This window comes from Caballeronia sp. (genome assembly GCF_049581465.1).
In the GTDB taxonomy this organism is placed as follows: domain Bacteria; phylum Pseudomonadota; class Gammaproteobacteria; order Burkholderiales; family Burkholderiaceae; genus Caballeronia.
On record NZ_JBAUSA010000332.1, the window covers coordinates 1 to 3159 of the forward strand.

The 3159-nt window shown below is 61.3% G+C and carries 3 protein-coding genes; 1 reads left to right on the forward strand and 2 read right to left on the reverse strand.

From position 1 onward, the window contains the following. Nucleotides 1–209: 209 nt before the first annotated feature. Together WCA53_RS08265 and WCA53_RS08270 are read right to left on the reverse strand one after the other, a co-directional pair. A complete protein-coding gene (locus WCA53_RS08265; RefSeq protein ID WP_423907855.1) occupies nucleotides 210–644 on the reverse strand; it encodes a cupin domain-containing protein in 435 nt (144 codons plus the stop codon). Between the two features lie 172 nt (nucleotides 645–816). Beyond that, a complete protein-coding gene (locus WCA53_RS08270; protein WP_423907857.1) occupies nucleotides 817–1833 on the reverse strand; it encodes an SGNH/GDSL hydrolase family protein in 1017 nt (338 codons plus the stop codon). A 201-nt stretch (nucleotides 1834–2034) separates the two neighbouring features. Here WCA53_RS08270 and WCA53_RS08275 point away from each other — a divergent pair. Beyond that, the coding region (locus tag WCA53_RS08275) for a serine hydrolase domain-containing protein (protein WP_423907859.1) at nucleotides 2035–3159 on the forward strand (1125 nt) is incomplete at its 3' end.

The following is a 3159-nucleotide window of genomic DNA, read 5'->3' on the forward strand; positions in this document are numbered from 1 at the left end:
GTGATGAGGGCGGAGCTGTCGTCGTAATCCTTGAGAATCTCCTCGACGCCGTGAGCAAAAGCGCCGAGATGATGATCGAGGACCTGCTTGGTTACTGCTTCTGCCTGTTCAGGGGAATTTGACATGGTGGAAATCCATCAAGAGCGAGGGTGGAAACGGAAACCGGCAATGGTGGCCATTGCCGGCGCATGGCGCGGCGGTACGTCTGGTCAGGCGTATGCGCGCTGCGCTTCGTCCCAGGTTACGACCATGATTGGCGTGCCGTCTTCCTTGATAAAGGCAAGCGGCCCCAGGAATGTCATGTAGAACTCGCTGTCGACCGGGAACGCAGTCTTGTCGTGTCGGGCATTTGCCGACTCGTATCCGTACGCCGGCGCTACGACTGTGTCGCCACCGTGCTCACTGCCACCCCGGACGTCCATGCGGCCTTTCGTCAGCAGATATTCTCCCGGCCCGACGTGCAAGTGCGCATTGAAGGACGACCCGGCGGGGCAATCGAAAATTGCGGTCCACGCGCCCATTTCGGGCGAGGCGTGGAGCATTTTCCAGCGAATGCCGCCTGCCGAAAGTGCGTCGGGAAAAGGCTTCCACGGAATGTCGTTGATTTGAACGGCTTCTTCGCGAACCTTTGGTTTGATTTCCATCATCGTCTCCTGATATCAGCCGAACCGTGTCGGAGTTCAGCAAGGTTTGTGGGTGAAACCACGATACCGCAGGAAGCGAGACGAGGATTGCACGCCAGTGCAACGCGAGTTGCCTGCCAGTGCAGTGGAATAACGCCGAGCCGGCGACAGGGAGTCTAGGCCGCTACCGGGATCAATGACCCAGGCCTGTCGCCGCGATCTGCTGCTCCACGTACTGCGCGAACAGTGAATGCAGACGCGTGGTCGGGTGAATGTCGTCGGCGAACATGTACGTCTGATCGGCATTGGACGTCACGTACGTCTTCGGCGAGCAGAATAAAGACGAGTCATCGGGCGTTTTCGAAGGGTCGCAGGCAGTGCTGGTGTTTGACACAACGAAGCCATTCGCCTGGAAGTTCGCAATGATCCCATCCGCCCAGGTATAAGAATCGATTTCGATCACCTTGCCTTGCAGGCCATCGGCCTGCAAGGCAGCGTTCAAGTCACTGTTGAACAGCTGCGATAACTGGGTCAGGTTTGCCCCGCCGTCGGACGAAGCGATGCCGTCGGGCGTCAGTCCAACATTCGGGACATTGACCAATACGACATGAGTGGCGCCGTTCTGGATGATCTGTCCCACAACTTGAGCCAGGGTCGCTGCCGCCGTCTGCACTGTCGGCGCGGCGGCCGGCAGCGGCCCGGCGCGAAGTACATCGTTTGCGCCAGCCCAGACCAACACCAGTTGGCCGGAGTTGAAGCTGCCGTGAGAGCCCAGATAGCTTGAGACCTGCTGATTGACGGGCATTTCTACATTGCCGATCACGTCGCTAAGGAAGTCGTAAAGGTTTGCCGGTGTTGCCACCGTGGCGCCGCCCTGCGCGTAGCCGAGGCCGCCTTGCGCACTCAACTCATGAGCGAGGTCGATCGTAAAAGCAGCGGTGAGCGTGTTTCCGTAGTATTGGGCGACATCCTGAGTCCACACTTGCCCCGGGTTAGTCGTGAAACGCCCCCCGCCGACCGCGCCGGCGATCGGCGCGTAGGTCCCGACGTCCGACAGGCTGTCGCCGAACGAAACAACTTGCAGATCGATGCCGCCCGCCGGCGAGGGCGCGCCACTCGAACCGCTTCCGCTGCCACCGCCGCATGCGGTAAGCAGTGAAATTCCCACGGCAATAATTGCAGCACGTACCCTGACGTTGCGTCCTTGCATAGTTCCTCCCGCGCTGGTTGGCCGGGCGGATGCCCGCATGCGGCGGCCTTATCGCCCGCCTGCATAACGCTCTCGCGATACGCACCTTCGCTGAGCAAGAAGCGTGCGCTGCCGTCCTGATGGCATTGGCGCAAAATGGCACGACCCGTACCAAAGGCGATTGCGCGTACGGCTTCCCAATCACGAACGCAGGAGACACCCATGACTTTTGACGGTTCGGCCATCAAGGCGCTGCTGGACGATGCGGTATCGAAGGGCGCTGTTCACGGCATCGCGGCAATGGTAGTTGACCGCAGCGGCCCTGTGTTCCAGCACGCCGCCGGCGAGGCAGGCGAACACACGATGTTCCGCAACGCCTCGATGACGAAGGCAGTCGCCACTACGGCGGCACTGCAGTTTGTGGAGAAGGGGCTGCTGAGCCTTGATGCCAGCGTCGAATCGATTTTGCCGGAGTTCGGCAATTTGCAAGTGCTGGACGGCTTCGACGGCGACAAGCCACGCTTGCGTCCTCCTGGCAGCCGCGCGACAGTGCGCCAACTGATGACCCACTCGGCTGGACTGGGCTACTTCTTCATGAACGAAAAGTTGAAGCGCTACCACGAGCTTACCGGTGAGCCCCACCCTCTTACGGGACTCAAGCGCAGTCTCTCAGTGCCGCTCGTCAACGATCCCGGCACTGCCTGGGAGTACGGCACCAACACCGACTGGCTCGGGCTCATTGTCGAGAAGCTGTCGGGACAGAGTTTGAGCAGCTACCTCAAGCAGCATGTGTACGGGCCGCTTGGAATGAACGACTCGACATTCACGCCCAGCGCCGAGCAGCGCGGCCGGCTGCTGCGCGTAATGCAGCGCCAGGCCGACGGCGCGCTCGCTCCTTCATCACTCGATCTGCCGCTGACCTCCGAATGGGACGCTTCCGGCCACGGGTCGTACGGTACGGTGCAGGACTACGGGCGCTTCTTGCAGGCATGGCTCAACGACGGTGCCGGCATCCTCGAACCGGCGACCGTGGAGATGGCGCTGCAGAACCACCTCGGGCAGATCAAGCTGCCCGAACTGCTGAAGTCCACGATCCCCGAACTGTCGAACGACGTGCCCGCAGCGCCGGTGTTGCAGAGTTGGGGGCTGGGCTTCCACCTCACGCTCGCCGACGTGCCGGGCATGCGCAGCAACGGCACCGGTGACTGGGCCGGCGTCTTCAATACCTACTATTGGATCGACCGCGCGAAGGGCATCGGTGGGGTGCTGATGACGCAGGTGCTGCCCTTCTTCGACATGCCTGTGGTCGAGACACTCATTGGCTTTGAGACCGCGGTGTACCAGCAG